The following is a 25,299-nucleotide window of genomic DNA, read 5'->3' as shown; positions in this document are numbered from 1 at the left end:
AAGTACTGGGGTGCTTAGTGCATGTGGCTTCCGCCGTTGATGTCGATGGTGGTGCCGGTCAGGTAGGCGGACTCCTCCGAGGACAGGAAGGTGATGACGGCAGCCACTTCCTCGGTGGTGGCGTTGCGGCCCAGCGGGATGCCGGCGTTGATGGCGGCTTCCTGCTCGTCGGTGCTGCCGACGCGGATGTTGGTGTCCACGGCGCCCGGGGTGATGGCGTTGATGGTGACGCCGGAGTCCCCCAGCTCGCGGGCGAGTGCCTTGGTGAAGCCGAGGATGGCGGCCTTGGCAGCGGAGTAGGGGACCTTGCCGAAGACGCCGCCGCCGCGCTGGGCGGATACGGAGGACATGTTGACGATGCGGCCCCAGCCGTTCTCGATCATGTCCGGCAGGAAGGCCTTGGTGACGAGGTAGGTGCCGGTGGAGTTCACGGCCATGACCTTGTTCCACAGGTCAAGCGTGGTTTCCAGGAACGGGATGGGCGAGGTGATGCCGGCGATGTTGGCCAGGGCGCCGACGGCGGGCAGGGACCCGCTCTTGACCTCGGCGGCCACGGCGTTGTACGCGGCGTTGACCGACTCCTCGTTGGCGACGTCGATCTCGTAGCCGAAGGCCGGGACGTTGAATTCGTTGCCGATTTCGGTGGCGACCTTGGCGGACTTCTCGCCGTCGAGGTCCAGGATCACCACGGCCCAGCCCTGGCTGGCGTAGCGGCGGGCGGTGGTGAGGCCGATGCCCCGCTCCGAGGTGGCTCCGGTGAGGACGGCGGTGCGCTGAATGGCGGACATGATGCTCCTAGGTGGTTTCTGTGGTGGGTGGATCAGATGAGGTCGGTGATGAAGCTCGCTGCCTTGGCGGCGGCGGCCGGACGTTCGTCGTGGGTGACGTCCCGGGTTTCGAGTTCCAGGCTGAAGTGCCCGGTGTAGCCCTGGGCCGCGAGGGCCCGCAGGCCGGCGGCGAAATCCGCCTGGCCGTTGCCGATGCTGAGGTTGATGTTCCCGGGCACGGCGTCGCGCAGGTGCACATGGGCGATGCGGCCCTTGTGCCGTGCAAGGTACTCCAGGGGGTCCTCGCCTGCGGCGACGATGTGGCTGAAGTCCATGACAATTCCGACGCCGGAACCCGCCAGCCGCTGCGCCAGCAGTTCGGCGCGCTCCAGATTCCAGCAGAAGCGCAGGAAGTGCAGCGACTCGGTCCAGAGTTCGACACCGAACTCCGCCGCACGCTCCCCCGCCCGGATCAGCTGCGCCGCGACGAGGTCAAGGTCCTCCTCGAGGCTCCGGACGGGCTCGTGGTTCAGCGCGCCGCAGGGAAGGACCAGCGCCTTGGCTCCCGTCTTCGCCGTGAGGGTGAGCAGCGCATCAAGGTGCCTGTCCCGCTCGGCCTGCCGGCCGGCGTCGAGCACTGCATTGAGGTCCCCGATGTCCCCGTTGACGGAACGTACGCGGAGGCCCGACGCCGCCACGTCGCTGGCCACCGCCGAGACGGCGTCGGCGTCGAGCTCATACGGAACGTGGTCGCAGACGCCCGGAAGGGCGCCCAGGTCGATTTCATTGAAACCCAGCCCGGCCATGGTCCGCAGGGCTGCGGGCAGATCCTGGTGGCGGAAGCTGATGGATGAGCACCCGAGTCGGGAATGGAACATCGTCGTTGATCCTCTGGTCGTGCCCGGCAGGCGGTAGTGATTACCACCACATTAGGGCGTTCGACTGTTAACAGTCAACTCCTGACGGTGACTGTTGACAGTCGGCATGACGTCGGTCACACTGGACATATCTTGTTAACAGTCGACAGCGCTGGACCTGGTTCAGCCGCTCTTCGAAAGGGAACCACCATGAGCAACGAAGCTCTGAACATGCGGGGGCCGGTCCACGGCACCAAGGACGCCAAGCGTGTCGCTATCGGCTCGGGCGTCGGCGCCGTGATCGAGACCTACGACTTCATTGGCTTCGGTACTGCGGCCGCCCTCTATTTCGGAACCGCGTTCTTCCCCACGGGCGACCCGGTGACCGGAACGCTGGCAGCCTTCGCCACGCTGGGCGTCGGCTTCGCTGCCCGCCCGCTGGGCGGCATCATCGGCGGCCATCTCGGCGACAAGGTAGGCCGCAAGCCTGTCCTGGTCACGTCCCTCATCCTGATGGGCGTCGCGACCTTCCTGATCGGCCTGCTTCCCACCTACAGCCAGGTGGGCCTGCTGGCTCCGGCCCTGCTGGTTTTCGTCCGCATCGTGCAGGGCCTGGCCTTTGGCGCCGAATGGGGCGGGGCGATCCTGATGAGCTACGAGCACGCACCGTGGAAGGCCAAGGGCAAATACACGGGCATCGTGCAGGCCGGCTTCCCGGTGGGCCTGCTGCTGGCCAACCTGGTGTTCCTGGTCAGCGTGAACCTCGGCGGCGAGCTCGCCTGGCGCATCCCCTTCCTGGCCAGCATCGTGCTGGTGGTTGTGGGCCTGATCATCCGCTCCAAGGTTCCCGAGTCCCCCGTGTTTGACGAGGTCAAGGACAGCGGCGACATCGTGAAGTCCCCGATCGTCGAGGTCCTCAAGACCGACTGGCGCAACATCGTGAAGGGCATCGGGCTGCGCGTGGCGGAGACCGCCGGCTATGCCGTATCCATCACCTACATGATTTCCTACCTCCACACGCAGCAGCTCGCCGACAAGACCCAGACCCTGGTGGCCCTCTGCATCGCCTCCGCCGTAGGCATCATCGCCACAGCGGCCTGGGCACGCCTGACGGACAAGGTCGGCCGCCGCCCGGTCTACATCTGGTCCTGCGCCTTCGCCCTGCTGTTCGCCATTCCGATGTTCCTGCTGGTCAACACCGGCCTGTTCATCTTCATCATCGCCACGATCGTCATCTCCTACGCCGTCTGCCAGAACTCCCTCGCAGGAGCACAGGGTGCATGGTTCCCCGAGCTGTTCCAGGCCAAGACCCGCGCTTCCGGCGCCTCCCTGGCCTACCAGATCTCCGCCATGGTCTCCGGCTTCACCCCGTTCGTCACCACCCTTCTGTTCGTCAGCTTCGGCTGGATGGGCCCGGCAATGCTGTTCGGCCTGTACGCGGCAGTGGGCCTTTGGGCAGCCGTCGCCACCCGCGAAACGTGGGGCAAGCGGGAACGCCAGCTGGCTGATGAAATCACCAAAAGCACGCCCCAGTCGGTGAACGCCTAATGACCACCGTCAACGAAGCCATCCCGCAGGAACTGCACACCAGCGACCCCTCCGAGAAGGAAGAAATGACCACGGAAACAGCCACAGAACGCCTGGATCGGGTCAGTGCCGCGGCGTACCGGATCCGGCATCACGCCCTGAACATGGGCGAGGTCCAGGGCCAGGGCTACGTGGGCCAGGCGCTGGGAGCCGCGGACATGCTCGCCGTCGTGTACGCCGACCAGCTCCGCTTCCGCGCGGAGGACCCGCACTGGGAGGCCCGTGACCGGTTCCTGCTCTCCACCGGGCACTACGCGATCGGCCACTACGCGGCCCTGGCCGAGGCGGGCATCGTCCCCGTTGACGAGCTCGAAACCTACGGCTCGGACGATTCCCGGCTCCCGATGTCCGGCATGTCCACCTACACCCCCGGCATGGAAATCTCCGGCGGCTCCCTGGGGCACGGACTGACCATCGCCGTCGGCATGGCGCTGGGCCTGCGCTACCAGGGATCTGAGTCCCGGGTCTTCAACTTCCTCTCCGACGGGGAACTGGACGAAGGCTCCACTTGGGAGGCTGCCATGGGCGCCCACCACCACCAGCTCGGCAACCTGACCGCCATGGTGGACATCAACGCCCTGCAGGCCGACGGCAAGACCGACACCGTGCTGCGCACCGAACCCATCACCGAAAAGTGGGAAGCCGCCGGCTGGTACACCCAGCGGGTGGACGGAAACGACGTCGCCGCACTGCTCGCAGCATTCGACAATGCAGCAGCCCAGGCCGACACCAGCGGACGGCCGTCCGTGATCCTCTGCGACACCAAGGTGGGCCGCGGCGTGCCGCTGCTGGAGGACCGGGAAAAGGCGCACTTCATGCGCATCGAAGAACACGAATGGCAGACCTGCCGCGAGCAGCTGACCGCAGGATACGAAGGAAAGGCCGCCCGATGAGCACCACCACCACGGCCGCGAAGCCGAAACTGAAGACCTCGGCGATGATCGCGTCCTTCGCCGATCCCGGCCAGAAGACCACGTCCGCGCCGTTCGGGCACGCCCTGGTCAAGGCCGCGCAGGAGAACGACAGGATCGTGGGCCTGACCGCGGACCTGGGCAAGTACACGGACATGCACATCTTCGCGAAGGCCTTCCCGGAGCGGTTCTTCCAGATGGGCATGGCCGAGCAGCTCCTGTTCGGCGCCGCCGCGGGCCTCGCCGAAACCGGCCTGGTCCCCTTCGCCTCGACGTACTCCGTGTTCGCCGCCCGCCGCGCCTACGACTTCCTCTGCCTCGACGCGGCCGAACCCAACCTGAACGTCAACATTGTGGGCGGCCTTCCCGGCCTCACCACCGGCTACGGCCCCAGCCACCAGGCCACCGAGGACATGGCGATCTTCCGCGGCATGCCCAACCTGACCATCGTGGACCCCTGTGACTCCATCGATATCGAACAGGCCGTCCCGCAGCTGGCAGCCAGCGAAGGACCCACCTACCTGCGCCTGCTCCGCGGCAACGTCCCCACGGTCCTGGACGAGTACGACTACACCTTCGAGCTCGGCAAGGCCAAGGTCCTGCGCGGAGGCAACGACGTCGTCTTCGTCTCCAGCGGCCTGATGACCATGCGTGCCCTGCAGGCAGCCAAGGCCCTGGAGGCACACAACGTGGACGTCGCCGTCGTCCACACCCCTACGATCAAGCCGTTCGACGCCGAAACTGTCCTGGCCGAGATCAACACCGACCGCCTCGCGGTCACCTTGGAAAACCACAGCGTGGTGGGCGGGCTGTTCGAGACGGTCGCCTCGGCAGTGGTCACCGCCGGCCTCGGCAAGCGTGTGGTGCCCGTGGCCCTGCCCGACGAATTCCTCGACGCCGGCGCCCTGCCCACCCTGCACGAACGCTATGGCCTGTCCGTCCAGCGCATCGTGGCAAAGGTGCTCGCCGAACTCGGCTGAATCAGCCTCCGCTGGAGCGCAGCCACGGCAGGAGCGCAGGGTCGGTAGCTGGCCCGCCGCTCCTGCCGTGGCATCATTGTTAACACGGCAGCTGTAGACAGTTGACCTCTGACCTTGGGGAGAATCCGATGGCCACAGCAACCCTTCTGGGACTGGAAAAGAAAAGCCTCCGCGAGCAGGCGCTGGCCGCGTTGCGCACCGCCATCACCAGCGGCGCACTCGAGCCGGGCCGCCACCTGGTGGAAACCGAGCTGTCCGAGATGCTGCAGATCAGCCGCGGGACGCTCCGGGAGGCCCTCCGGCAGCTTCAGCAGGAAGGCCTCGTCTCCGCGGGCGCCCGTGGCCGGCTCTCGGTGCGCCACCTGGCCGCCAAGGAAATCCGCGACATCTACTCGGTCCGGGCAGCGCTGGAATCCCTGGCGGCCCGCACCCTGTGCGAATTGCCGGACCGCCAGCACGTTATCGGCTCGCTCCGCACAGCCATCCAGGCCATGGAGGCTGCCACCCACGGCACCATGGAGGAGCGGGTCGAATCGGACCTCGATTTCCACCGCACCATGTGCCGCCTGACCGGCAACGAGACGCTGCTGCACTCGTGGGAATCCCTGGAAGGGTCCATCCGGATGTCCATCATGTTCGCCGGACTCGACAAGGGCGTGCGGAACATGAGCGTGGACCGGCATAACGACATTGTTGCCGCAATCGAGACGGGCGACGCCTCCCTGGCCCGCAAGACCATCCACGAACACATGGAGTCCGCCGCCGCGGTCCTGGTCGCGTAGATTTAGCGGCCACACTCCCCTCACTCGCCGAGAGGTGGGATCTCGAGGCTTTCGCCCGGCGAAGGCGAGGAGATCCCACCTCTCGCTGCTTTTGCGGCACCCTCAAGCAATCCATTTCGGCCGACACGCCCGCAGCCCGTTTAGGCAGCAGGAGCCCTGGGTATCTGAACCAGTGCACCGTAACCGACCCTCCGACTGAACGTACTCAACGCCCCAACGAGTCATCGTTCGCGACGGACTTATCGTCTCGGAAAGGCGGTGATCATGGATCGCCATACATCTGCCAGCTGGGCCTCCAGCCAGACCATCAGCGATGCCGCGCTGGATGTCCTTATCCCCACCTGCAACCGGCCTGCCGAACTTGCGGTTACGCTTGCGGGGCTCGCGGCGCAGGACGGCCCTGCCTTCCGGGTAGTGGTCAGTGACCAGTCAGACGGGCCGCCGGCCTGGGAGCATCCGCCGGCCGCCACCCTGCTTCGGGTCCTCCGTGCCCAAGGCACCACCGTGGAGCTGCACCGCCACCTCCCGCGCCGCGGCCTTGCCGAACACCGGCAGTTCGTCCTGGAGCAGGCCCGGACGGACAAGGTGCTGTTCCTCGATGACGACGTGTGGCTGGAACCGGGTGCGCTGTCCCGGATGGGTGATGCCCTCGATACCTTGGGCTGCGGCTTTGTGGGCATGGCCCCCCAGGGTCTTTCCTACCTGGGCGACCGGCGTCCCGAGGAGACCATTACCTTCTCACCGTGGCAGGGGCCCGTGACCCCCGAGCGCATCCGTCCCGGCGAGGAGGGCTTCCAGCGCTGGCCCCTGCACAGCGCGGCCAACCTGAGCCACGTGAGCGCCGACCTGGGACTGGAGCCCGGGGAATGGCTTCCGTACAAGGTGGCGTGGCTGGGCGGTTGCACCATGTTCCGGCGGCAGGCTCTCGAGGACGCCGGCGGCTTCCGGTTCTGGCCGCAGCTGCCGGCAGAGCACTGCGGCGAGGACGTGGTGGCCCAGTGGCGGGTGATGGAAAAATTCGGCGGCGCGGGCATCCTTCCTTCGGGTGCCGTGCACCTGGAATCCCCCACCACGGTTACGGACCGCCGCGTGGAGGCCTTCGACGTCGTGCTTGCAGAGAACGGAACCACCCAACAACTAGCCGAAAGGTACTGACATGGCTGACGCCCCCAACCCCATTCAGATCCAGAAGTTCCTGGGCGGAATCGACTACCCCGCCAGCAAGGAAACACTCATCAGCCGGGCCAAGGAATCCGGCGCCGACAGCAATGTCCTGGATGCCCTCCAGAACATTCCGGATAAGGAATACGACAGCCCGACCGACGTGAGTTCGGCAGTCTCCGGCGGCTAGGTCTGCTGCGGCCCCGCTATACTCGGCTGCAATCATGAGCAGCCTTCCCTCCGCCCCCAGCACCGTCCGCGTCGACGCCTGGCTATGGGCCATCCGCGCGTACAAGACCAGGTCCGCCGCCACCGCTGCATGCCGCGCCGGGCACGTCCGCATCAACGGGAACCCGGCCAAGGCTTCGCAGTCGCTCCTGCCCGGCGACACCGTGCGCGTCCGCCAGCCCGGTTATGAGCGTATCCTCGAGGTCCGCCGGCTCATCGCCAAGCGCGTGGGGGCGGAGGCGGCCTCCCACTGTTTCACGGACCATACCCCTCCCCGTCCGGTGGCGCCGGCGCTCGGGCTGCCGCAGCGGGACCGCGGAACCGGGCGGCCTACCAAGAAGGACCGCCGCGAAATGGAGCGCCTGCGCGGACTGGGCTGACCCGCCGTCTGGATGCGGCTTCCGTCAGTCCTTGACCTGCTCGCGGCCCTCGCGCACCTCGAACTCCCCCACCTCCAGGTCAGCGGCGCCGAACGCCGCCGGCAGCAGGGTCAGGTGGACAGCACCCGACGACGTCGCCTTGCTCCCGGCAAGGGTAAAGGCCGACGGCGTGATGCCGGGTTCGAAAAGCCGCTTGCCCTGTCCCAGCACCACGGGGAAAATAACCAGCCGATATTCGTCCACCAGCCCGGCGTCGTGCAGGGCGCGGACCAGCCGGTAGCTGCCATGGACCTGCAACTCCCGTCCCGGACCGGATTTGAGGTCGTCAACGGCCTCGAGGAAGTTCGCGGGGAGGATGGTGGTGTTGTTCCAGGTCGCGTCGGTGAGTGTTGAGGACACCAGGTACTTGGGCAGGCTGTTGAGCGCCTTTGCCACTGAGTCGTCCGGGTCCGTGACCTGCTCCCAGTACGGCTGGAACATCTGGTAGGTGGTGCGGCCAAGGAGGATGGCGTCGGCTTCGGCGAACCACCCGTTCACCATCCTGCCCAGGTCCTCGTCGAAGAGCGGCACCAGCCAGCCGCCGAATTCGAAGCCGCCGCTGGTGTCCTCGTCCCTGCCGCCCGGGCCCTGCATGACACCATCCAGGCTCACGAAGGTGTTGACGGTGAGTTTCATGATGGGCCCCTTGGTGTGGTTTGTGGACTGGCCGCGGGAGGTCCGCCGGGATCGACGGGTCCCATGTCCAGGCGGAACGGAGGATACTCGTCCCGCATCAGCGCCACGTAGGCGGCGACCCGGTAGACCCAGCGGTTGAGCCCGACCAGCAGGTCGAACAGGCTCCGCAGGTACCTCCCGGTGAACAGCAGAATGACGCCGGCGATAAAGGCCAGGAGCGTGAGCAGGGAGACGGCGCTGCTCACCGAGTAGCTGCCCGCGCCGCCGGCGAGGTCGTCGTCCGACGCCGCCACCCAGGTGCGTGAGGTTCCCGCGAGCACGCCCACAATCAGGAGGTGCGGGATGGCGAGCAGCCAGGACTTGACCAGCACCAGGCCGCGCGAGAGATGGTCGGGATAATCAACCTCAAAGTCGGCCGGGTAGTCGGTGCGGGCCAGCGTGAAGGGCGGGTAACGGTCCGTGCCGATCGCCGTGAATGCGTAAAAGGACACCCGCCAGCTCCAGCGCAGCACACCCACGTTGAAGTTGAACAGCGAGTGCGGGTAGCGGGCGGTGAACAGGATCGCGAACCACGCCACGATCGTGGTGACGATCAGTGCGAACCAGAGGAAGAACAAAACGATCAGGTGCGGGATGGCCAGGAACCACTTGACCAGCCACATCCACCGGGACAGCGCCGGGTCCACGTGGCCGGTCAGGCGGGCAGGGTACCTCGGGTTTTCGAGGCGGTCGACGACGGCGGGCGGCGGTGCGCCGTCCCCGCCGCCGGCGGCAGAGCCGGGCGCCGGGTAACCAGGCGCCGGGTACGAGGCCGGATAGCCCGGCGCCGGGTAGGAAGCCGGCGGCGTGCCCGGAGGTCCGCCGGCTCCGGGCGGAACGCCCGCACCTCCCTGCCGCGCGCCTTCACCTCCGCCCGGGACGGCTGAGCTGGCTAACGGACCGGTGACGCCGGCAGCGGCGGGAGGTGCCGCCGTCGGGGTTCCGGGATATTGGCCCGGCGGATACTGTCCGGCAGGATGCTGTCCCGGGGGAACGTGCGGCGGCGGCCCGTGCCGCCCCAGCCCCATGGCCCCGGCAACGATCAGTGGCACCCCGATAACCAGCAGCACGATCCCGGCAATGAGCAGCCAGAGGAACAGCGGCCAGAGCAGGTCTGAGCGGACGCCGGCCTGCAGATCCGCGGACACCGGCGCGGTGGCGTCGGCATTCATGACCACCAGGGTCCAGCTGCCGGGAAGGATGTTCCATTTGAGTTCCTGCGTACCGGTGCCCTCGGCGGACGCAACCCAGAAGTTTTGGGCTCCGGGGCGGGCAGGGGTCCGGGTCCCGGGCACTTCGTTGTAGTCGACCCTGAAGGGCCGCAAATTCAGTTCCCGGATTTCAGAGCGCTTGACTCCCTCGAGATAGCGCGCCGCGTCCTGCTGGGGTGCGACGCCGATGAAGATCCCCTTGCCGGGCGTGGCTGCCGATCCGCGGAGCAGGATGCTGCCGGCGGTATCCGCCGGAATGACGTCCGGCAGCCTGCCGGTGACCATGACGTCCAGGCCCGTGGTGGTGATTGCGGAAGATGACGCATCGAAGCGGTGCGACTGGGTGCTGAAGTACCCTTCGTCCCGCTGCTGGAAGTTGAGCCAGCCAACGCCTGAAGCACCGGCAAGCAGGCCAAGGCCAAGGAGTGCGGCGAGCGTGCCCAGGACGAGCATCACCATGCGACCGGGTTTCATGCCGGCTCCTTGTCCCGTGCCTTGCGGCGGGGCTTATCCGTGAGCTTGTGGTCGGCGTGTTTGTGCCCGTCGTGGGCGTGGTCGCCGTGCTTATGGTCCGGATGCTTATGGTCAAGCCCGCGGGCACCTGGCCGGGGATCCAGGATGCTGAGCCGGCATGGCTTGTCGGACGTGCCTTCACCGCTGAGCTCGGTGATCTGCACCGGATCGTGGAGCGCGGTGATGGTCTCCGTCGTCGCCCGGGCCATAGTCAGGTCGAGGACGATCTCCTTGCCAGGCAGCAGCGTCCTGGCGCGCTTGGCCACCACGTAGAGTGCCCGGATGTTGGCCGGCGTCAGGGTCCCGCGGACCTCAATGCAGGCCCGCGCCATGTTGGAATCGATGTGAACCACCATCTTGAGGCGGTGATGCGGGGCCGTATGGTCCATCGGCGCTCACGTCCCCCCGGCGGACCACCGCTGCCCAAGGCGGCGCGGTCCGGCCACTCGCAGGGACCGGATCTTAACGTTCATGGGTCAACGCCTCCCCGACTTCGTTGTCGGAACCGTGTCACGTACAGAATGCACCCTCTGGCCAGCGCTGGGAAGAGAGGCGTTCCCGCGGACCCCTGCCCGTACCGGAGCAGCAGGCATAAGCTACAACCAGAACGGATGTTCTCTTCACCGCCGGAGTGGTCATTATGGACACTGAATTCGCCCAGGTCATCGATCATGATGTCACCACCATCACCTGCGTCTGCGGCAACACCGTCGGCAATGAGGGCTTGATCCAGGCCAACTCGGAGGGCATCCCCGTTTACGGCGGCAGTGACACACCTGTCCCCGCCGGGTTGGCCGTGTGGCCCGAGGACGAGGACCTCTATACCCTGTGCCCGTCGTGCGGCCGCGTGTACCGTGACGCCATCATCGAAGAGACAGGAACGGCGCCCGTTGCGCTCCAGGTCGATGTCAGCACCGGCCCGGTCGCAGAGGCCATCCGGGTTCACTGGAGCCTCGACCTCTAACCTTGCTGCCGGCCGAGTAACCTGGCTGCCGCCGTCGGAATTGCCCGCGCGCCCACTCCGGCACAAGCGTAGAGTGGCCTAAGACGCCTGATTCTTGGAAGCTCTGCAGCTAGGGAGTAATCGTGACGATTGACTGGGACGAAAAGAAAGCCCTGTTACAGGAACCGAACATCGCGGCAGTGACTCAACTGTGCGACGAACTCATGGAGAAGAAGCCGGGATCGATCGTTCCCTATATCGATCCCGTCCATGACGAGGACGAATGCCGGATCGTCAGCCTCCAGGTCAGCCCGGGCAAGGGAACCGAGTCCGGTTTCGTGTCCCATTTCAACGACGACGAGGCCGCCCGCCGGGCCACCCAGATCTACGAGCTCGCCGAGCTGGATCCGCGGTACGTGATGCCGTGGAATGCCTACCCGTGGGTGCGCGAACCGGACATGCCCTCGGCCCTCAGCGTCCAGGAAAAGACCGATGGCCTCCGTCCTTTCCGGCAGTTCATGAAGATCAACAGGCGGGTCTCGGCCATCATTGCCCACGGGACTGACGCCGCCACCTTCCTGACGCTCTTCGAGAAGACCTACCATTCCTCACTCAAGAACAACGGCATCAAAATCTATAAGGCCAGCGCGCTCGGCGGGCGGGCCTTTGCCGTTTCCGAGGCCAAGCAGGAGGAGCTCCTGAACAAGAGCGTGGAGGTCTACAAGGACGCCATGCAGCGCGCGGGCATCCAGCACCTTTAGCTGCCGGCCCCTGCCCGGTGAAAAGCGTGCTCGACTGGCTGCTCGATTCCGACCCTTCGATCCGGTGGCAGGTCCTGCGCGACCTGACGGATGCACCCGCGGAAGAGGTGCGCGCCGAACGTTCCCGTGTGGCGGTGGAAGGTTGGGGTGCCCGCCTGCTCGCCCTGCAGGGCGAGGACGGCCAGTGGGACGGCGGCACGTTCTTCCCGGTTCCGTATGACGGGTCCGAGGCCGGCCAACCGTGGACCGCCACGACCTACAGTCTGCTCCTTCTGCGCGACCTCGGACTCGACCCTGGCAGCGGGGAAGCCCGCGCCGCTGTCCGGAAAGTTCGGGAGAACAGCCGCTGGGAGGAGGGCGGCCAACCCTTCTTTGAGGGCGAGGTGGAGCCCTGCATCAATGGCAAGGCAGTGGCCCTCGGGGCGTACTTCGGCGAGAACGTCGACGGCATCGTCCAGCGGCTCCTCGGCGAGCAACTCACTGACGGCGGCTGGAACTGCGAGGCGGAGCGGGGGTCCGTGCGCTCGTCATTTGCAACCACCATCAACGTGCTGGAGGGGCTCCTGGAACATGAGCGGGGCACCGGCGGCACTCCGGAATCCATTGCCGCCCGCAAGCGCGGCGAGGAGTACCTGCTGCAACGTGCGCTGCTCCGGCGCAAGAGCACTGGGGAACTCGTGGATCCGGACTGGCTCCGGTTTTCCTATCCGACCCGCTGGTTCTATGACGCGCTGCGCGCTCTTGACTACTTCCGGGACGCGTACTTGCAGGACTCATGCGGACCTCCGGACGGCCGCCTTGACGAGGCCGTCGGGCTGCTCCGCTCAAAACGGCGCCCGGATGGCACCTGGCTGCTCGAGAACACCCACCCCGGCCGCATCCACTTCGCCATGGAGGATGGCGACGGACGCCCGAGCCGATGGAATACGCTTCGGGCACTGCGGGTGCTCCGATGGTACGACGGCGGTGTGGAACCCTGGATTTCCGGGTCTTATCCCTCCAGCAGCCTCCGCCGGTGCTTGAGCTCCTTGACCCACGCTCTGGTGACCATGTCCGGAAAAGGCGAGGCGCCGCCGTCGCCCGTTGAAAGGGAGCCCGCTGAAACGGCAGCGGTAGAGGCAAAGGCCGTCCCGGCTTCGAGGTCCGCGAGCAGCGGGCCAGCGGCCTTCAGGGCCAGATCCACGGCCTGTGCGGCGGTGCGTTCAGGCAGCCCCAGCCCGGTGGCCCAGGCCAGGAAGTGCTTGCGGGAGATGCCGCTGCGCTTTCCCCCGAGGGTCAGCGCGAGCGTCTTGTCCCCGTAAACCACTGTGGAGGGGATGTCGTAGACGGGCGCGATGGACCATTCGCCGTGCGGCTGCTGCACTATGGACACGTTCTTCGCGTGCAGGTCACCGTTGCCGCTCAGCAGGGCGAAGGCGGCCTGGATGGCGAGGTTCCGCAGCGCCGGCAGCGGCGCCGCGCAGTATTCGGCGAGCGCGTGGCACACCGTGCCAAAGCCCACGTTGTACTTGTCCGCCGGGTACAGCTTCAGCACCTGGGCGCCGTCCTCGACGGCGAGGCGCTGCACTGCGTCATCATCGTTGGTGCCGCCGCTCCCCAGCGGCACGCGGTCGAAGCGTTCCACCAGCAGGCCGGGCCGGCCGGCGACATCGCGCATCAGCTGCACCCGGCTCAGCGGAATCCTCAGCTTCGCGGCGTAGCGGAACATGATGAACTCGTTCTCCACCACGTGCGGGAATTCCGGGGCATTGAGCTTGAGGATGAACCGGCGCCCGGCGCTGGCAACGGGCATCGAAATCATTCCGGCGGAGAGCTTGTCCTGCACGCCGGCGAGCGCCACAGGATCGATCAGGCCCGAGTCCCCCAGCAGCTCATCGAAATCCACAGGCCTGCGCGGGTCCACCTCGACAGCGTGCTCCTCCGGGTCCAGCGGCTCCCCGTGGCCCACGATCTGGACGTCGCCCACCGGGTTTCCGCCTGCGGCGATGAGCAGCGAGAGGTCGTCATCGGCGCTGGTCTTGATGGACCGGCGCAAGGCGTTCAGCCGCCGGCCCTCCGGCAGCAGGCCAGTGAAGTACGGCGGGGCAGCCCCTGCTCCGGAGAGCACGGGCTCCTGTGACAGCGGAAGCGAGCTCGCCACGGCGGGGCGGCCGCTCTGCAGATAGGGAGGAAGATAACTGAACTTCGTGCCGCCGTCGTGCCGTTCCAGCCGAGCAGCCAGCACACCCCGCTTGTAGATGTCCGCGATGCGGTGCCTCACGGCCGGTCCTCCCGTTCGCCGGGGTCTTCACCTTCCGGCGGGGCGGACGACGGCGGAAAGGCCGACGGCGGCCGGGTCACCAGTGCCTGTGCCACCAGCGCGCGGGCTGCCGCACTGGTCCGGGTGGCGAGCTGCAGCTCAAGCCCGAGCGTATCCAGCAGCGCCAGCAGCGTGTCCAGGCGGAGGCTCGGCTTGCCCTGCTCTACGAAGCGGACGAAGCGTTCGGAGACTCCGGCCATGTCGGCCAGGTCCTGCTGGCTCAGCCGGAGGTCGGCACGGCGGGTGCGCACGGCCGCTGCGAGCTGGGCGGGAAAGGGACTGGCCACGGCTCCCCCCTCCGAAACTAGGAACGATCGTGCCGGTTTTGCTGCTTAGCTCCAAGGTACTCGCGATCTCAGGCGCTGCACAAGAGCCGGATCGGAACGAACGTACCGGCCGGTGATGACCCCTTACACCGCCATCGCTCGTTCTTGGCTGTCAGTCCTGCCCACTAAACTCTCATGGGTGATCACCGGTGAAATTAAGTCCCAAGTCGACAAAGTATGGAACACGTTCTGGAGCGGCGGCATCTCTAACCCGCTTGAGGTCATCGAACAGATCACGTACCTGCTGTTCCTGAAGCGGCTCGATGAACGGCAGACCCTGGCCGAGAAGAAGGCCAACCTGCTGGGACAGCCCATCGAAAACCCAGTCTTCCCCTCCGGGAGCGACCCGAAAGGCCGGCCCTATGCGGACCTGCGCTGGAGCCGCTTTAAGGGCTTCGGCCGGGATGAGATGTTCACGGTGTTCTCGGAGGCGATCTTCCCGTTCCTGCGCAACGAACTCCCCAAGTTGAGCAATGGCGAGGAGTCCACGTACAGCCACCACATGCGGGATGCGCAGTTCAAGATCCCGAATCCTGGCGTCCTGCAGCAGGTTGTGGACATCATCGACGGCATCAACATGGATGGCCGCGACACCAAGGGTGACCTCTACGAGTACATGCTTTCGAAGCTTGCCTCGGCCGGCACCAACGGTCAGTTCCGCACGCCGCGCCACATCATCGACATGATGGTCGCGATGACTGCGCCGAAGCCCAACGAGGCCATCTGCGATCCGGCGTCCGGTACCTGCGGCTTCCTCGTCCAGGCCGGTGAATACCTCAGGAAGAACCACGAAAACCTGCTGACCAACGCGGAGAGCAGCAAGTTCTTCCACAACCAGCAGTTCCACGGCTTCGACTTCGACAACACCATGCTGCGCATCGGTTCCATGAACATGCTGCTGCATGGCGTCGAAAACCCGGACATCTCTTACCGGGATTCCCTCGCGGACCTGCACAGCACCGAGGAGGAGAAGTACGACGTCATCCTCGCGAATCCCCCGTTTGCCGGCAGCCTGGATTACGACAACGTGGCCAAGGACCTGCTGACCCTGGTCAAGACGAAGAAGACCGAGCTGCTGTTCCTGGCGCTTTTCATCCGCCTGCTCAAGCCGGGCGGCCGCGCGGCGGTGATCGTTCCCGACGGTGTCCTGTTCGGGTCCACGAAGGCGCACAAGGAACTGCGGAAGACGCTCGTGGAGGGCCACAAGCTCGACGCCGTGGTGAAGCTCCCCTCCGGCGTGTTCAAGCCCTACGCCGGTGTGTCCACGGCCATCCTGTTCTTCACCAAGACTAATTCCGGCGGCACGGACAACGTCTGGTTCTACGATGTCCGCTCCGACGGCTTCTCCCTCGACGATAAGCGCACGCCGCTCGGCTCCTCCGACCTCCCCGAGGTACTCTCCCGCTGGAAGGAACGTACGACGGCGGAACTCACCCGCGCGCGGACGGAACAGTCATTCTGCGTGCCGCTGTCCGAGATCGCGGACAATGACTACGACCTGTCGCTGAACCGGTACCGGGAAATCGAGCATGAGGACGTGGAGCATGCTGCGCCCGAAGAAATCTTGGCTGCGCTGGACCAGCTCGAAGCCGAGATCTCACAGGGTATGGCTGAGCTGCGGGAGCTGCTGAAGTGAAGAGCGCCAAACTGGGGGATGTTGCTTCGTTTATCCGCGGTGTCACCTTCAAGCCAGCGGATATCGAGGAAGCCTCTGGGACGAATGTCGACTGTATGCGGACGAAAAACGTCCAAGAAGAACTGGACCGGCGAGACGTATGGTCACTACCCACCTCGATGGTCAAGCGCGATGATCAGTTCCTGCGCACGGGCGATCTTCTAGTTTCAAGTGCCAATAGCTGGAATCTCGTCGGGAAAGCTTGTTGGATCCCGGAGCTGGAGCGTCCCTCAACCTTCGGCGGCTTCGTCTCTGTCCTGCGCCCCCATTCACGTGTCATTGAGGCGCGGTATCTCTACCGCTGGTTCACATCTGACATGGTGCAGACGAGGATTCGAAGCTTTGGAAACCAGACAACGAACATTTCCAACCTTGATCTGAAGCGTACCGCCGGTCTCAGCGTTCCTCTTCCGCCCCTCGACGAGCAACGGCGGATCGCGGCGATCCTGGACAAGGCCGACGAGTTACGTGCCAAGCGCCGCCAGGCACTCGCCCACCTCGACACCCTCACCCAGTCCATCTTCCACTCCTTGTTTGGCGATCCGACCAGCGCCAACAACAAGACACCTTTAAGTGAGCTCTTGGGGGCTATCGAAAGTGGCCAGAGCCCCGTGTGTGACGACCGACCGGCGCTCCCGAATGAATGGGGGGTTCTGAAGCTGAGTGCCGTCACCAAGCAGGAGTTTGACGACACCGAGCACAAGGCGCTCGTAACAGGTGAGCCTGACCGGCGGCATGAAGTGCGCCCGGGCGACGTACTGTTCAGTCGGAAAAATACTCCCGCACTAGTCGCTGCAGTCGCACTTGTACGTTCCACCCGCCCTAAGTTGCTTCTCCCGGATCTTATCTTCAGGCTTCAAATCGAAGATCAGCGGATGCTTATCCCCGAGTATCTCCAGGCTGTGCTTGCTCACCCTCGACAACGGTCCACGATTCAAGGGCTCGCGGGCGGCTCCGCTTCCTCGATGTCCAACATCTCCAAGGCCAAACTAATGACCGTGCAGATTCCCGTGCCCTCGCTCGAACTGCAGCAATCCTTCGCAACCCGAGTCGCCGCCGTCGAACGTCTAAAGGAAAAGCACCGCCAGCACCTCGCACAGCTCGACGCCCTTTTCGCTTCACTTCAGCACCGCGCCTTCAACGGAGAATTGTGATGTCCCAAACCCAGCCCGAGGCACCCGCTACGGAAGTTCCGATCTGGCCGGCGTTGATCGTCCCCGTCCTGAAGGCGCTGGCCGCCGGCGAAACGCTCCACCGCAAAGATCTGTTCCGCAAGGCAGCTGATGAAGCCGGACTTACCGAGACGGCCAGGGAGGAGACGCTCAATTCCGGCGGACTTCGCTACGAGCAGCGGATGGGATGGGTCCTCAGCCACCTCACGAGGGCGAACTGGATCGACCGACCCATCAAAGGCCACTACGTCATCACCGATGCAGGAAGACAGTGGCTCCAAGAGAATCCTGACGGCATCAACTACAGCCAGGCGCACGAGATTTTCGCGCAGTACTGGCCCAAGGCCCAGAACGCGGAAAGCCTGCAACCGGCGGCGGCTGGGCCTGAGCATGTCGAAGAACTCGAGCCGGTGGAGCAGATCGAATATGGCATCAACCGCATCCAGGAAGAAGTGGGCGCGGCGCTGCTGAAGCGACTTCGGGAAGGCCACCCGGACTTCTTTGAGGACGCCGTCGTAAAACTGCTGCTGACCATGGGCTACGGAGGAGCGGAACAGCGGGGCCGGCGTATCGGCGGCTCCGGCGACGGCGGTGTGGACGGCGTCATCGACCAGGACGCCCTCGGCCTCGACCGTGTGTACATCCAGGCCAAGCGCTACAGTGCTGACAACACTGTGGGCAGGGAAGCCATCCAGGCTTTCGTGGGCGCCCTGCACGGCGTCTCGGCGTCCAAGGGTGTGTTCATCACGACAAGCAAATTCTCGCAGGGCGCCAAGGACTACGCGGCTAACATCCCCACCCGCACCATCCTCATCGACGGCACGCGGCTCGTTAGCCTCATGATCAAGTACCGCGTGGGGGTCCAGGTGAAGCAAAGCTACGACGTGGTGGAACTGGACGAGGACTTCTTCGAGTAAGAGCGTTGGTCGCCCGGAGCGGAACATTCTGAGGGCGGGCAAGTGATTTACTGCACGGGGGGGGATTGTGGATGAGTGGTGATCGACATAGCGTTCCCACTGACTTTGTCAGTCAGGCTCTGTATCATGTAACCAGATCGGTTACAGTACATGGACGTTAGTTTCTCAAGTAGCAAGCTCGAAAAAGTGCTGACTTCCGATCGTGAGTTGAAGAAGAAGTACCAGATGCAGTGGGTGCCAAAAATCAAAATGCGCCTCAAGGAACTTGAGATCGCAGAAACTCTTGAAGAACTCCGTCATGGTCCAGGCCACTGGCATCCTCTGACGGGCAATCTGGCCCCGATGTGGGCCGGTGAAATTTCAGGCAACTTTAGAATGCTCGTCACGCCGGGCCCTGGGGGTGACGCAGCAGAAGTCACAGCAGTCACCGTCGAAGATATCGATGACTACCACTAGGAAGAGAGGAACCCATGGCCGCCAAAACCGACTACGCCGTCCCCCCTGGCAGTTTCCTCCGCGAGTGGCTGGACGATAACAATAAGACGCAACAGGAACTCGCCGACGCAGCCGGTTTGAGTCGCAAGCACATCAGTGAGCTACTCAGCGGGGCTGCTACCCTCTCCCCAGAGGTTGCCGCCAAGCTTTCACTGGTCACCGGATATTCCATAAAGTTCTGGCTCAATGCGGAAGCAGTGTTTCGGGCGGACCTCGCACGGCTTGCATTCGAAGAGCAACTTGCCGCACATGCCAAGGAACTGCCTCCGACCGTCACCTCGTTTCTGCGCAAGCAGGGCTTCATCAAGGGCACCTTGCGCGAACCGGGTCGGTTGGTATGGGAAGTGTTGGCATTTTTTGAAGTCGGCAGTTGGAAAGCGCTCGAGTCCAGGTTCGCTGCACCCGCTGCGGCATTCAGACAGCAGCTTTCGCACGATGTGAGCTGGCCAGCGGTAGCAACTTGGTTGCGTGTTGGAGAGATCGAATCTCATCGCCGGAGCCAGGACTTTCCACAATACGATGCCGGCAAGCTGAGAAGCATCGCCGCCGAATTGCCAAAGCTAAGTAGTTTGGACCCCATCGAATACCGGCGACAGGTGGGCGAGAAACTTACCCGAGCAGGCGTCGAGCTTCTGTACGTTCCCGAGGTGCCGGGGTGCCGGGCACACGGAGCCACCAGCTGGGTAGGAGGTCGCCCACGCATCCAACTGTCACTCCGGGGCCGCAACGACTCCCAGTATTGGTTCAGTCTGATGCATGAGATTCACCACGTCCTGAATGACCGGCACGACGACCTCCTCCTTCAAGGCCCAGCCGAGTCCAAAGACGATCCCAGGGAAATTGCCGCCGATACTTATGCCCGGAACTCCATCATTTCCCAACGAGACGCCGCACGCCTTGGTTCTCTCAGGACTCCGTCGGATGCCGTCAATTTCGCAAGGGAACTAGGTATAGCCCCGGGCCTGGTAGTTGGCCGGCTTCAATTCGACGGACATTGGAAATACCAGCAAGGCCATCACCTTTTTCGGGATGTTGTGTCCGCAGTTGGGTGATCACCGGCCCGCCAAATGGTCCTTAAATTCCGAAGGCCCCGATGACTCGGAGCCTTCTAACCAGTAGCCGAAGCATCTGGGGGTGCACACGCACTATAGGCCGATCTGTTTCTGCAAGTACAGAAACAGAACCAAGCTCGTCAAAAGACACGAAAGGCTACCAAACAAACCCTTTCATGCCGGAGTGTCGGCTAGCCATGATTGACTAGTCCCAATCAAATCGCGGCGGGGATCGGAGATAACTGCGTGGGGGCAGTCAACAGCAACTTCAGCTTCTTGGTGCCGGAGTGGCCGGGCATCGCCCAGCACGCCCGCAAGGCCGAGCAGTTCGCCCGGATCGATCCGCGGGCATCCGTGTTCTACGGCCGCTACACCATTGAGCGAATCGTCGAGTGGCTGTACAAGGTGGAGCCCCAGCTCACACACCCCTACAAGGACGACCTCAATGCGCTGACCAGCGAGCCTGCCTTCAAGAATCTTGTGGGCGGGGCCATCGGTAGCAAGCTCACCATCATCCGCAAGGCCGGCAACAACGCGGTCCACAACACAGTCAACCCTACGGTTCAGGGTGCTGAAATCGTGCTGCGGGAACTCCACCATGTCTGCTACTGGCTCGCCCGGAACTATGCCAAGGACGGCAGCCAACTGCCGCCGTCCTTGGCGTTCGACGCCGGCCACCTAGCCCCCTCGCCTAAAGCACCAGTCAGCCAGCAGTCCCCGGAACAGCTCCAGAAGCTGGAGGCCGAGCTCAAAGGCAAGGACGAGGCCCTGGCTAAGGCTGCCAGGCAGAATGCGGATCTGGAGCAGCAGCTCAAAGAGCTGCAGGAGGCCGTCGCCGAGGCCAAGAAGCAGAACCAGGCGGTACCGGACCGCCACGACTATGACGAGGCGCTGACCCGCCGCCACCTGATCGACCTCGACCTCCATGAAGCCGGCTGGCCGCTGGCCAATCCTGAGGACCGCGAGTTCAAGGTGGACACCATGCCCACGGCATCCGGCTCCCTCACCGGCACGGGTGCCGTGGACTACGTCCTGTGGGGAGCGGACGGGCTGCCGCTCGCCGTCGTCGAAGCCAAACGGACCACGAAAGACCCCCACGTCGGCAAGCAGCAGGCGAAGCTCTACGCCGACTGCCTGGAACGCCGCTACGGCCGCCGGCCCGTCATCTACTACACCTCAGGCTACGAAACCTGGATCTGGGACGACACGATGTACGTCGAACGCCAGGTCCAGGGCTTTCACACCCGCGACCAGCTGCAGCTGCTGGTCGACCGCCGGAGCATCCGCAAACCCCTCGCGCAGCAGCAGATCGACAACGCGATCGTGGAACGCCCCTACCAGCACAACGCCATCCGCGCCGTCACCCAGGCGTTCGAGAACCAGCACGAACGCAAGGCCCTGGTAGTGATGGCGACAGGCACGGGCAAAACCCGGACCGTGGTGGCCCTCGCCAAGATCCTCCAGGAAGCCAACTGGGCCAAGCGCATCCTCTTCCTCGCGGACCGCATCGCCCTGGTGAAGCAGGCCGCGAACGCATTCAAAACGCACCTGCCGGGCTCGGGGCCGGTGATCCTCAGCTCAGGCGAAGAGGCAGACAGCCGGATCCACGTGGCCACCTATCCGACCATGATGAACCTCATCAACAAGACCGAGGGAGCGCTGGGCAAACGCCGGTTCGGGATCGGTCACTACGACCTGATCGTGGTGGACGAAGCACACCGCTCCGTCTACCAGAAGTACCGGGCGATTTTCCGGTACTTCGACTCGCTTCTCGTCGGCCTCACGGCCACGCCGCAATCCGAAGTCGACAGGAACACCTACAGCCTCTTTGACATCGAGGACAACGTTCCCACCTTCGCCTACGAACTCAATGAAGCCATCGAAGCCGGCTACCTCGTGCCGCCCCGCGTCGTTCCCGTGCCGCTGAAGTTCCCGTATGAAGGCATCAGGTACGACGACCTGCCTGACCACGAAAAAGAGCAGTGGGACGAGCTCGAATGGAATGAGGACGGCGAGATTCCCGAAGAGGTGGACGCCGCCGTCGTAAATTCCTGGCTCTTCAATACCGACACCGTGGACAAGGCGCTCGAAGTCCTGATCACCCGCGGGCACAAAGTTGCCGGCGGTGACCGCCTGGGCAAGAGCATCATCTTCGCAAAGAACAACCAGCACGCCGACTTCATCGCGCGGCGCTTCGACCACAACTATCCGCACTTCAAAGGCCACTTCGCCAGGGTAATCACCTACCAGGTGAACTATGCCCAGACCCTCATCGACGACTTCTCCCGCCGGGACAAGGATCCACACATCGCCATTTCAGTGGACATGCTGGATACAGGCGTGGATGTTCCGGAAGCCGTAAACCTGGTCTTTTTCAAGATGGTCCGGTCGAAGACAAAGTTCTGGCAGATGGTGGGTCGCGGAACGCGACTCTGCCCTGATCTCTTCGGGCCCGGCGAGGACAAGACCGACTTCTTCATCTTCGACCTCTGCCGGAACGCCGAATACTTCAACGCTGGCATGCCCGGCAATGAGGGCTCGCTGGGGAAGTCCCTTGCTGAGAGCACGTTTGCCACCCGCGCCCAGATCCTGCGCCAGACAACCGACCCGGACTCGGCTTCATCAGTCGACTACGCCGCCGGCGTCCGTGATTCATTGCGGCACACCGTCGAGCGGCTGCCGCACGACAATTTCCTGGTTAAGCCAGCCCGCCGGTGGGTGGACCACTTCTCGGATGAAGCGACCTGGACGTCGCTGGCTGAGGCCGACTTCGATGCACTGGAAACTGAGATGGCGCGCTTGGCTTCCATCGGTGCACTGCCTGACACCGAGGAAGCGAAGCGGTTCGACTACCTTGTGCTTCAGGCCGAGCTTGCCTCGCTGACTGGCAAGCCCCTCGATCCCTTCCGCACAAAGATCCAGGCGGTGGCCGCGGCGCTGCATGACCAGCCCAACGTTCCGGCCATCGCCGCGGAGCTGCCCCTGATCGAGACAGTCCTCGACGATGGCGAATGGGAATCCGTTGCTCCGGAGTGGCTGGAAGGCATCCGAACGCGCCTGCGTGAACTGGTCCACCTCATTGAAAAACGGAAGCGGACCGTGGTGTACACGGCCTTCGAGGACGCGCTGGGCGAGCTGGAGGAGGTGGAGCTCGTGGGAGCCTCAAACGGCTATGTCGACCTTGCCCGGTACCGGGAGAAGGCCAAGCTGTATCTCGGCAAGTACCAGGATCACGCAACCATCCAGCGCCTGCGGCGGAACAAGCAGCTGACCGACCTGGACCTCGAGGAACTGGAAAAGATCCTCCTGGAAAGCGGCCTCGGCTCGGCGGAAGACCTGGAACGCGCCGCCGGCGACGGACTTGGCGTTTTTGTCCGGTCCCTTGTGGGACTGGACCGGGAAGCCGTGGAGGAAGCGCTGGGGGAATTCGTGGCCGGTACCACCCTGACAGCCCAACAGCTTGATTTCCTGCAGGTTCTGACCAACCATCTCGTGGAAAACGGAACCGTTCCGCCTGCGGCGCTGTTCGATTCCCCCTACAACGAACTGGCTCCGGCAGGACCCGATGTTCTTTTCGGCGAGGAGGGCGTCGTCAAGCTCTTCGGGGTCCTGCGGACCATAGAGGGGCATGCGCGGGTGGGCTGAGCCCATCTACCTGGACTGCTGGCCCCCTGCTTCTCGAACAGCAGGCGTTTGACACCCGGCTGTGACCCGTGCCATATTCTTAACCGTGAACCTGTCAGACAGCCGGACAGCCGGACAGCAACCCGGATCCATCACCTTTCCGCTGGCCCGCCTCAGCGCGGCCGAAGCTGTCTTCAACGCCATCCGCGGCGATATCCAAAGCGGCGAGCTGGCCGTCGGCGCCAAGCTCAGTTCGGAAGCCGCCCTGGCCTCGCAATATGGGGTGAGCCGCTCCGTGATCCGCGAGGCGCTGCGCTCCTGCACCGCCCTGGGCCTGACGGTGACCAAGACAGGGCGGGGAACGTTCGTGGTGGCCGACCATGTGGCCAACGACCTCATCCTGGGCCAGTTTTCGGCCCGGGACCTCACCGAGGCACGTCCGCATATCGAAGTTCCCGCAGCAGGCCTCGCCGCGGAGCGCCGCACCGCCGAGGACCTGGAAGTCCTTCGCGGCATGATGGCGTCCATGGCCGCGGAGACAGATCCCGAAGCGTGGGTCGCGCTCGATTCAGCCTTCCACGCAGCCATCGCCCGCGCCAGCGGCAACAAGGTGTTCGAGAGCGTGGTGGCGGACATCCGCGACGCCCTCGCACACCAGTCCGAAACGCTTAACATGGTGGCCGACCGCCAGCACGCCTCCGACGTCGAGCACCGACTCATCCTCGACGCCATCGAAGCAGGGTCCGCGGCAGACGCAAGCGCCGCGATGGCCGGGCACCTGCGCGCCGTCGGCGAAGCGCTCGACTCCATCCTCAACCAGTAAACGCCAGCAGCAAACCCACCACCCAAGGACTCCATGCCCTCCCCCGCCATGCCCGCAAGCCCTCAATCGGCCGCGCCTGCAAATGCCGCAGCCTCCGCTGCACGTCTTCCGAAGCACGAGCCCCTCGCCTTCCAGACCCGGAACGGCATGGTCGAAAGCGTGCACTACGGCTCCCTGGTCGCCACCGCGCCCGGCGGCCGCGCCCTGCTCTCCGCCGGCGAACCCCGTGCCCCGTTCTACCCCCGGTCCTCCCTCAAGCCGCTGCAGTCCGTAGCCATGGTCCGCGCCGGACTGGACCTGCCCGCCGACCTGCTGGCCCTCACCGCGGCCAGCCACTCCGGTGCGGCCCGGCACCTCGACGGCGCCAGCCGCATCCTGGAACTCCACGGGCTCACCCCCGCGGCCCTCGAAAACAGCACCGACCTCCCCTACGGCGTCCGCGAACGCGAGGAGTGGCTGCGCGGCGGCGGACGGCCCACCCAGCTGGCACAGAACTGCTCCGGCAAACACGCCGCCATGGCCGCCACCTGCGTCATCAACGGCTGGCCGGTGCAGGGCTACCTCGACCCGTCCCACCCGCTGCAACAGCTCGTCGCCGAAACCGTCACGGAACTCACCGGCGAGGAGCCTGCCGGCATCAGCACCGACGGCTGCGGCACCCCCCTGTTCGCCCTGACTCTTGCGGGCATGGCCCGCGCCTTCGGCCGCCTCGCCTCCGCCGACCTGCCGGACGGAATGTTCGACGGCGGTGCAGCCGCCGCCGAAAGCCCGGAAGCCGCCGTCGCGCATTCCATGCGCCGCCACCCGGAGATGGTGGCCGGCGAGGGCCGCGACGTCACGGAGCTGATGCGCCTCCTGCCCGGCGCGCTGGCCAAGGACGGCTTCGAAGGCATCCAGCTGGTGGGCCTGCCGGACGGCCGCGCCGTCGCCGTCAAGATTTCCGACGGCGGTGACCGGGCCCGGATGCCCGTCACCGTCCGCGCGCTGGAGGCGCTCGACGTCGACACCTCCGCCCTTGCGGGCATCGCCACCGGAGCGGTCCTGGGCGGTGGCCGCCCCGTGGGCCTGCTGCAGGCCGCAGATTTTCCCTTCCTGTCCCCGACCGACGACGTTCTTTAAGG

At 64.9% G+C, this 25,299-nt stretch carries 24 protein-coding genes and 1 pseudogene; 18 read left to right on the top strand and 7 right to left on the bottom strand.

The features are described 5' to 3' along the window. Positions 1–14 precede the first annotated feature (14 nt). Positions 15–788: an SDR family NAD(P)-dependent oxidoreductase gene (locus BWQ92_RS11380; RefSeq protein WP_076799619.1), complete on the bottom strand. Its 774-nt coding sequence runs from the start codon at positions 786–788 to the stop codon at positions 15–17. A gap of 32 nt (positions 789–820) precedes the next feature. Beyond that, the gene (locus BWQ92_RS11375; protein ID WP_076799618.1) at positions 821–1,645 is read right to left on the bottom strand and encodes a sugar phosphate isomerase/epimerase family protein; all 825 of its coding nucleotides are present in this window, start codon (positions 1,643–1,645) and stop codon (positions 821–823) included. 189 nt (positions 1,646–1,834) lie between these two features. On the opposite strand from BWQ92_RS11375, the gene BWQ92_RS11370 reads away from it, so the two are divergent. From BWQ92_RS11370 to BWQ92_RS11340, 7 genes are all read left to right on the top strand, one after another. Next, a complete protein-coding gene (locus tag BWQ92_RS11370) occupies positions 1,835–3,172 on the top strand; it encodes an MFS transporter (protein ID WP_076799617.1) in 1,338 nt (445 codons plus the stop codon). Positions 3,173–3,237: 65 nt separating this feature from the next. After that, positions 3,238–4,104 carry a transketolase gene (locus BWQ92_RS11365; protein ID WP_076803669.1) on the top strand — a complete coding sequence of 289 codons (867 nt, stop codon included), beginning with the start codon at positions 3,238–3,240 and terminating at the stop codon, positions 4,102–4,104. Beyond that, positions 4,101–5,102: a transketolase family protein gene (locus BWQ92_RS11360; protein ID WP_076799616.1), complete on the top strand. Its 1,002-nt coding sequence runs from the start codon at positions 4,101–4,103 to the stop codon at positions 5,100–5,102. The genes BWQ92_RS11365 and BWQ92_RS11360 overlap by 4 nt, the downstream gene beginning before the upstream one ends. A gap of 128 nt (positions 5,103–5,230) precedes the next feature. Further along, complete coding sequence (locus BWQ92_RS11355; RefSeq protein WP_076799615.1) at positions 5,231–5,884, top strand: GntR family transcriptional regulator; 654 nt, start codon at positions 5,231–5,233, stop codon at positions 5,882–5,884. 264 nt (positions 5,885–6,148) lie between these two features. After that, the gene (locus tag BWQ92_RS11350) at positions 6,149–7,039 is read left to right on the top strand and encodes a glycosyltransferase family 2 protein (protein ID WP_076803668.1); all 891 of its coding nucleotides are present in this window, start codon (positions 6,149–6,151) and stop codon (positions 7,037–7,039) included. 1 nt (position 7,040) lies between these two features. Further along, positions 7,041–7,235 carry a DUF2795 domain-containing protein gene (locus tag BWQ92_RS11345; RefSeq protein ID WP_076799614.1) on the top strand — a complete coding sequence of 65 codons (195 nt, stop codon included), beginning with the start codon at positions 7,041–7,043 and terminating at the stop codon, positions 7,233–7,235. A gap of 34 nt (positions 7,236–7,269) precedes the next feature. Then, positions 7,270–7,653 carry an RNA-binding S4 domain-containing protein gene (locus tag BWQ92_RS11340; RefSeq protein WP_076799613.1) on the top strand — a complete coding sequence of 128 codons (384 nt, stop codon included), beginning with the start codon at positions 7,270–7,272 and terminating at the stop codon, positions 7,651–7,653. A gap of 24 nt (positions 7,654–7,677) precedes the next feature. Here BWQ92_RS11340 and BWQ92_RS11335 read toward each other — a convergent pair whose 3' ends face one another. Genes BWQ92_RS11335 through BWQ92_RS11325 form a run of 3 tightly spaced genes read right to left on the bottom strand, consistent with a single transcriptional unit; the run spans position 7,678 to position 10,480 of the window. Continuing rightward, a complete protein-coding gene (locus tag BWQ92_RS11335) occupies positions 7,678–8,328 on the bottom strand; it encodes a dihydrofolate reductase family protein (RefSeq protein ID WP_076799612.1) in 651 nt (216 codons plus the stop codon). Then, positions 8,325–10,052 carry a DUF4389 domain-containing protein gene (locus tag BWQ92_RS11330; protein ID WP_076799610.1) on the bottom strand — a complete coding sequence of 576 codons (1,728 nt, stop codon included), beginning with the start codon at positions 10,050–10,052 and terminating at the stop codon, positions 8,325–8,327. The genes BWQ92_RS11335 and BWQ92_RS11330 overlap by 4 nt, the downstream gene beginning before the upstream one ends. Continuing rightward, a complete protein-coding gene (locus BWQ92_RS11325; protein ID WP_076799608.1) occupies positions 10,049–10,480 on the bottom strand; it encodes a hypothetical protein in 432 nt (143 codons plus the stop codon). The genes BWQ92_RS11330 and BWQ92_RS11325 overlap by 4 nt, the downstream gene beginning before the upstream one ends. A gap of 251 nt (positions 10,481–10,731) precedes the next feature. On the opposite strand from BWQ92_RS11325, the gene BWQ92_RS11320 reads away from it, so the two are divergent. The 3 genes and pseudogenes from BWQ92_RS11320 to BWQ92_RS24310 all read left to right on the top strand — a co-directional run. Continuing rightward, positions 10,732–11,055, top strand: coding sequence for a hypothetical protein (locus tag BWQ92_RS11320; RefSeq protein ID WP_076799607.1), 324 nt, complete (start codon positions 10,732–10,734; stop codon positions 11,053–11,055). A 122-nt stretch (positions 11,056–11,177) separates the two neighbouring features. Then, complete coding sequence (locus tag BWQ92_RS11315; RefSeq protein ID WP_076799605.1) at positions 11,178–11,795, top strand: uracil-DNA glycosylase; 618 nt, start codon at positions 11,178–11,180, stop codon at positions 11,793–11,795. A 26-nt stretch (positions 11,796–11,821) separates the two neighbouring features. Beyond that, a pseudogene (locus BWQ92_RS24310) lies at positions 11,822–12,763 on the top strand (hypothetical protein); the annotation flags it as partial. A gap of 23 nt (positions 12,764–12,786) precedes the next feature. On the opposite strand, the gene BWQ92_RS11305 reads toward BWQ92_RS24310, so the two are convergent. Continuing rightward, positions 12,787–14,055: a type II toxin-antitoxin system HipA family toxin gene (locus BWQ92_RS11305; protein WP_076799604.1), complete on the bottom strand. Its 1,269-nt coding sequence runs from the start codon at positions 14,053–14,055 to the stop codon at positions 12,787–12,789. Then, complete coding sequence (locus BWQ92_RS11300; protein WP_083706287.1) at positions 14,052–14,381, bottom strand: type II toxin-antitoxin system Y4mF family antitoxin; 330 nt, start codon at positions 14,379–14,381, stop codon at positions 14,052–14,054. The genes BWQ92_RS11305 and BWQ92_RS11300 overlap by 4 nt, the downstream gene beginning before the upstream one ends. Before the next feature lie 178 nt (positions 14,382–14,559). Between BWQ92_RS11300 and BWQ92_RS11295 the strand changes: the two genes are divergently transcribed. The 8 genes from BWQ92_RS11295 (at position 14,560) to BWQ92_RS11260 (ending at position 25,297) form a co-directional block, all read left to right on the top strand. Beyond that, on the top strand, positions 14,560–16,056 hold the full coding sequence (locus BWQ92_RS11295; RefSeq protein ID WP_076803667.1) for a type I restriction-modification system subunit M: 1,497 nt from the start codon (positions 14,560–14,562) through the stop codon (positions 16,054–16,056). Next, on the top strand, positions 16,053–17,249 hold the full coding sequence (locus tag BWQ92_RS11290; RefSeq protein WP_076799603.1) for a restriction endonuclease subunit S: 1,197 nt from the start codon (positions 16,053–16,055) through the stop codon (positions 17,247–17,249). The genes BWQ92_RS11295 and BWQ92_RS11290 overlap by 4 nt, the downstream gene beginning before the upstream one ends. After that, positions 17,249–18,184: a restriction endonuclease gene (locus BWQ92_RS11285; RefSeq protein ID WP_076799601.1), complete on the top strand. Its 936-nt coding sequence runs from the start codon at positions 17,249–17,251 to the stop codon at positions 18,182–18,184. Before BWQ92_RS11290 ends, BWQ92_RS11285 begins: the two co-directional genes overlap by 1 nt. Before the next feature lie 150 nt (positions 18,185–18,334). After that, the gene (locus tag BWQ92_RS23530) at positions 18,335–18,640 is read left to right on the top strand and encodes a type II toxin-antitoxin system RelE/ParE family toxin (protein WP_076799599.1); all 306 of its coding nucleotides are present in this window, start codon (positions 18,335–18,337) and stop codon (positions 18,638–18,640) included. A 14-nt stretch (positions 18,641–18,654) separates the two neighbouring features. Further along, positions 18,655–19,731: a helix-turn-helix domain-containing protein gene (locus tag BWQ92_RS11275; RefSeq protein WP_076799597.1), complete on the top strand. Its 1,077-nt coding sequence runs from the start codon at positions 18,655–18,657 to the stop codon at positions 19,729–19,731. 246 nt (positions 19,732–19,977) lie between these two features. Beyond that, positions 19,978–23,376: a DEAD/DEAH box helicase family protein gene (locus BWQ92_RS11270; protein WP_083706286.1), complete on the top strand. Its 3,399-nt coding sequence runs from the start codon at positions 19,978–19,980 to the stop codon at positions 23,374–23,376. 85 nt (positions 23,377–23,461) lie between these two features. Further along, positions 23,462–24,178 carry a FadR/GntR family transcriptional regulator gene (locus BWQ92_RS11265; RefSeq protein WP_076803665.1) on the top strand — a complete coding sequence of 239 codons (717 nt, stop codon included), beginning with the start codon at positions 23,462–23,464 and terminating at the stop codon, positions 24,176–24,178. 33 nt (positions 24,179–24,211) lie between these two features. After that, the gene (locus BWQ92_RS11260) at positions 24,212–25,297 is read left to right on the top strand and encodes an asparaginase (RefSeq protein ID WP_076799595.1); all 1,086 of its coding nucleotides are present in this window, start codon (positions 24,212–24,214) and stop codon (positions 25,295–25,297) included. Positions 25,298–25,299: the final 2 nt, after the last annotated feature.

It is taken from the genome of Arthrobacter sp. QXT-31, assembly GCF_001969265.1.
In the GTDB taxonomy this organism is placed as follows: domain Bacteria; phylum Actinomycetota; class Actinomycetes; order Actinomycetales; family Micrococcaceae; genus Arthrobacter.
Note: the sequence above shows the minus strand (reverse complement) of the source record. Positions and strands in the feature narration are given on the sequence as shown.

Coding starts and splice junctions, on each gene's coding strand:
- BWQ92_RS23530 (WP_076799599.1), top strand. CDS start 18,335: ATGGACGTTAGTTTCTCAAGTAGCAAGCTCGAAAAAGTGCTGACTTCC.
- BWQ92_RS11260 (WP_076799595.1), top strand. CDS start 24,212: ATGCCCTCCCCCGCCATGCCCGCAAGCCCTCAATCGGCCGCGCCTGCA.
- BWQ92_RS11335 (WP_076799612.1), bottom strand. CDS start 8,328: ATGAAACTCACCGTCAACACCTTCGTGAGCCTGGATGGTGTCATGCAG.
- BWQ92_RS11370 (WP_076799617.1), top strand. CDS start 1,835: ATGAGCAACGAAGCTCTGAACATGCGGGGGCCGGTCCACGGCACCAAG.
- BWQ92_RS11375 (WP_076799618.1), bottom strand. CDS start 1,645: ATGTTCCATTCCCGACTCGGGTGCTCATCCATCAGCTTCCGCCACCAG.
- BWQ92_RS11320 (WP_076799607.1), top strand. CDS start 10,732: ATGGACACTGAATTCGCCCAGGTCATCGATCATGATGTCACCACCATC.
- BWQ92_RS11355 (WP_076799615.1), top strand. CDS start 5,231: ATGGCCACAGCAACCCTTCTGGGACTGGAAAAGAAAAGCCTCCGCGAG.
- BWQ92_RS11365 (WP_076803669.1), top strand. CDS start 3,238: ATGACCACGGAAACAGCCACAGAACGCCTGGATCGGGTCAGTGCCGCG.
- BWQ92_RS11275 (WP_076799597.1), top strand. CDS start 18,655: ATGGCCGCCAAAACCGACTACGCCGTCCCCCCTGGCAGTTTCCTCCGC.
- BWQ92_RS11345 (WP_076799614.1), top strand. CDS start 7,041: ATGGCTGACGCCCCCAACCCCATTCAGATCCAGAAGTTCCTGGGCGGA.
- BWQ92_RS11360 (WP_076799616.1), top strand. CDS start 4,101: ATGAGCACCACCACCACGGCCGCGAAGCCGAAACTGAAGACCTCGGCG.
- BWQ92_RS11330 (WP_076799610.1), bottom strand. CDS start 10,052: ATGAAACCCGGTCGCATGGTGATGCTCGTCCTGGGCACGCTCGCCGCA.
- BWQ92_RS11380 (WP_076799619.1), bottom strand. CDS start 788: ATGTCCGCCATTCAGCGCACCGCCGTCCTCACCGGAGCCACCTCGGAG.
- BWQ92_RS11350 (WP_076803668.1), top strand. CDS start 6,149: ATGGATCGCCATACATCTGCCAGCTGGGCCTCCAGCCAGACCATCAGC.
- BWQ92_RS11340 (WP_076799613.1), top strand. CDS start 7,270: ATGAGCAGCCTTCCCTCCGCCCCCAGCACCGTCCGCGTCGACGCCTGG.
- BWQ92_RS11325 (WP_076799608.1), bottom strand. CDS start 10,480: ATGGACCATACGGCCCCGCATCACCGCCTCAAGATGGTGGTTCACATC.
- BWQ92_RS11285 (WP_076799601.1), top strand. CDS start 17,249: ATGTCCCAAACCCAGCCCGAGGCACCCGCTACGGAAGTTCCGATCTGG.